Annotated in this window: 5 protein-coding genes; all 5 read right to left on the bottom strand. The window is 49.6% G+C overall.

The genetic code is table 11. From position 1 onward, the window contains the following. Nucleotides 1-273: 273 nt before the first annotated feature. Nucleotides 274-969 (bottom strand): flavodoxin, encoded by a 696-nt coding sequence (locus Q3886_RS08985; protein ID WP_301861078.1) that lies wholly within the window; start codon nucleotides 967-969, stop codon nucleotides 274-276. A gap of 23 nt (nucleotides 970-992) precedes the next feature. Continuing rightward, nucleotides 993-1853: an aldo/keto reductase gene (locus Q3886_RS08990; RefSeq protein ID WP_301861079.1), complete on the bottom strand. Its 861-nt coding sequence runs from the start codon at nucleotides 1851-1853 to the stop codon at nucleotides 993-995. A gap of 153 nt (nucleotides 1854-2006) precedes the next feature. After that, entirely contained in the window at nucleotides 2007-2909 is a 903-nt protein-coding gene (locus tag Q3886_RS08995) for a LysR family transcriptional regulator (protein WP_301861080.1), read from the bottom strand. A 128-nt stretch (nucleotides 2910-3037) separates the two neighbouring features. Continuing rightward, nucleotides 3038-3223 (bottom strand): 50S ribosomal protein L32, encoded by a 186-nt coding sequence (rpmF, locus tag Q3886_RS09000; RefSeq protein WP_301861081.1) that lies wholly within the window; start codon nucleotides 3221-3223, stop codon nucleotides 3038-3040. A gap of 32 nt (nucleotides 3224-3255) precedes the next feature. After that, complete coding sequence (locus Q3886_RS09005; protein WP_301861082.1) at nucleotides 3256-3756, bottom strand: DUF177 domain-containing protein; 501 nt, start codon at nucleotides 3754-3756, stop codon at nucleotides 3256-3258. Between the last annotated feature and the right edge of the window lie 131 nt (nucleotides 3757-3887).

Genomic DNA, 3887 nt, shown 5'->3' on the forward strand with positions numbered 1-3887 from the left:
CAGAAAAATACTCACATATGCAATAAAAAGTAAAGTTTCAAAGCAAAAAAAAGACAATAGAGAAGGGAAATCAGTTGTCTTTTTTTATGATATATATCATTCTTCCGACTTCATGAACATCAGCAGTCTGGCGTGCGCATAAAGTTTATATAAAACTATGGTTCCTGTTTCGGCAGAGGTAACAGCCTGACATTACTTTCTGCAAAGCCGTATACATACATCCCCTAGAATGGGGGCTGCCGTTGACGAGTACTACATTCGTTGCGTACCTCCCTACAACGATGCCAGCCACGAAAGGACGCTGTCTTTTGCCTGGGCCACGTCATCGCGGGATACGGTAAAGGCATTGGTCTGAACAGAAGCTCCCGGCACGGCATTCTGTACAGCTTCCGGAGTGCCGGCCAGGCCGCTTCCGCCATGGGTCGAGAAGATGACGATTTTTTTGCCCGTCAGATCATGGCGCTGTAGGAAGGTATATACCGGCATAGGCAGATCTCCCCACCAGATAGGATAGCCCAGGTAAATCGTATCATAGGCACTGAGATCGCCGACAGGGTCCGTAATGTCCGGCCGGGCATCCTGCAGCTTTTCCGCTTTCGCGGCTGCTACCAGGGCTGCATGATTCGTCGGATAGGGATCTTTGCGGGAAATGCGGAATATATCGGCCTTGGTCTGTTCCTGAATGATCTGGGCAATATACTGGGTACTGCCCTGCACTGTATCAGGATTCTCTACTTCTGGTTCAGAAAAATAAATGACCGCCTGCTTCGTTTCTTTTCCATCTTGTGCGCCTGCAGGGACAGGTGCACCTTTAACGGATGCGCCGGCATCAGCGTCTACACTGGCAGTCTGCGCCGTCTTCGTTGCACCTGCCGTATCATCGGCTTTCGTGCTGGCCGCACCGCAGGCGGCCAGGCTGAATACAAGCAGTCCGGCTGCTGCCAAAAGTCCCATTTTTTTACAATTCATACGCTATCTCTCCTTTTGTATTTTTACACCCGCAGGTTCCGTTCCTGCACCATCTGATAAAACCATTCCACCATCTTCGGATCGTAGTGAAAGAAGAACAAACTCTTTCCCGTATCCAGTTTTTCAAGTTGCTTCATTTCTTCCGGTGTCAGGGAGAAATCAAAAACATCCAGGTTCTGAGCCATTCGTTCCGGACGGACTGATTTGGGAATGACGACGACGTCTTTCTGCAGCAGGAAGCGCAGCGCTGTCTGGGCAGCAGTCTTATGATGGGCCGCACCGATACGGTTCAGCACATCATTGCTGAAGAAACCGTTGCGGCCTTCGGCAAAGGGTCCCCATGCTTCATGAACGATGTCGTATTTCTTCATAATACCGTGCAGTTCTGTCTGCTGTTGAAAAACATGGGTTTCTACCTGATTTACTGCCGGCATGACTTCCACATTATGGCATAAGTCGATCAGGCGGTCGGCAAAAAAGTTGGACACGCCAATGGCCCGAAGCTTTCCTGCCTTATAGGCTTCTTCCATAGCCCGATAGGTGCCGTAATAATCGCCGAAAGGCTGATGAATCAGCATGAGATCGACGTAATCGGTCTGCAGGCGCCGCAGGGAATCGTCTATAGATTGTATGGTCTTTTCATACCCGGCATTGGCAATCCAGATCTTTGTGGTCAGAAAGATCTCTTCCCGACGCACGCCGGACTGCCTGAGCCCTGTCCCCACTTCGTATTCGTTGTCATAAGACTGGGCCGTGTCGATAAGCCGATACCCGGCATGGAGGGCATCCTGCACAGAGCGGACACATTCTTCCGGGGATACCTGATATACCCCATAGCCCACTTTCGGCATACTTACACCATTATTTAACGTAACAAATTCCATTGTCCTCTCTCCTTTATATAACTTGGTTGTATTCATGCAGATAAACTCCTTTCTCATATAAAAATACCCAACAACATCTGCTGTTGGGTATAGTATAAAAGAATCGGGACCTCTGCAGAAGTCCCGATTGGTTTGTCAGTATAAACTATTGGTTTATTCTTGTTCAGAAATACACTGGTTCACAGCATCCAGAAACTGCTGTACCAGCGGTGACGGCTGTGGCGAATGAAGAATGCCGTACGGCATGGCATAGGGCCAGTCTACAGGCAGTATGGTCAGCAGTGGATGCACAGCCGACCACATGGGAAAGGCCAGCAGCAGGGAATCGCCATTTTCACAGTCGTTGAAGATCCGGGCATTATAGAAATCGAAATCACGCAGGTGAATGGTTCCCTCTTTCTGCAGCTCCTGCCGCAGGGCATCCATCTGCTGTGCCCAGCCCTGTCGAATGATGCATAGGGTCTCGCCAGATAAATCGGACAGGGAAAGGCGTTTCTTAGCAGCCAGGGGATGCATGCGGCTGACGGCACAGCAAATCGGTTCTTTCCGTATTTCCAGGCCCTGACAATAGGGATAACAGTTCCACGTTCCGGCATCGAATACGCCGGCAACGATATCGATATGCTCGCCCAGGGTACGCAGGATTTCCCGGGCATTTTCCGGCGTGTTGTCAAAGGGAACGACTTGAAATTTAATGCCCGGCATATAGGCCTGTATGTCCTGCCACAGTTCCAGCAGCGGCGTCACTGGCGTCATGAGGGATGTACCGATGCGAATGACCGAAGCCGCTGAGGATTCCCTGGCTTTGGCCCGCTCCACGGCCTTTTGGGAATATCCTATCATATACTGGGCATCCCGATATAGAGACTTGCCGGCAGCCGTCAGTTCCAGTCCCCGGTGGGTACGTATAAACAGGCGCATCTCCAATATTCGTTCCAGATTATTGATTTGCTTGATAACGGCTGGCGCAGAAATAAACAGCGTTTCTGCGGCCTTATTAAAACTTCCCGCATCAGCTACAGCCACAAACGTATCCAGCAGGGGATTATGCAGCATGGGACTTCCTCCTTATTCAGTATATATCAGGATGATGCCGATTCTATCTTTACCTGATTGTACCATATACAGACTATATAACAAAAAAGAACATCCCCCACAGAGGACGTTCTTTTTTATATCATGTCTTATTCAGCCGTCGTATTGTTTACGACCTGTTTGCCTTTGTAGAAGCCGCAGGTTGGGCATACATGATGCGGCATCACTGCTTCGTGACACTGCGGGCATTCAACGAAACCCGGAGCTGTCAGTTTCCAGTTGGCACGACGCATATTCTGACGGGGCTGGGATAATCTTCTCTTTGGTACTGCCATGTTTCTACACCTCCTTACATCCTGGTACGTAGTTAGCGCTTTGAATTGAGCAATGTTTCCAAGACGGACAGTCTCGGATCAATCTTGTCGGTAGGACAACTACAGGGGCCTTCGTTGAGGTTTGCGCCGCACTGCGGGCACAGCCCTTGGCAGTCAGGCCGGCACAGAACCTTCATAGGCTCGCTGAGGATTAAGGTTTCTCTAATTGTCTCCGTCAAATCGATGTATTCGCCGTTATACGGCCATACGTCTTCAGGAAGCTCTGCTTCCGCACCATAGACTTCAGACAGTGCTGCATTTCGAACCAGCGATACCGGTGTCAGACAGCGGCTGCATGTATACATGCCGGATGTGCGCACCGTCCCTTCGACGACGATATGGGTCCCGTCAGACCAGAACGATCCTTTGACGGCGACATCGCTGTCTTTCCAGGGAAGTGTATCTACGTCGCCCAGTGCGGCGGCTGGTTCTTGAAAAGCAAAAGGTATTTTCCGACCTTCTTCTCTGAGTGCTTCTTCGACTTGTAGTTTCATAATTCTACCTCGACCATACTATTATATCTGTCTGTTCCCTCTTTGTCAATTACTTTTTACCGGAGCCAATGAATTCTATAAGACACATATGATAATGTCCTAGTAGAACACAAGGGAAAATGTCCCGATTA

Source organism: uncultured Megasphaera sp. (assembly GCF_958350005.1).
In the GTDB taxonomy this organism is placed as follows: Bacteria; Bacillota; Negativicutes; order Veillonellales; family Megasphaeraceae; genus Megasphaera.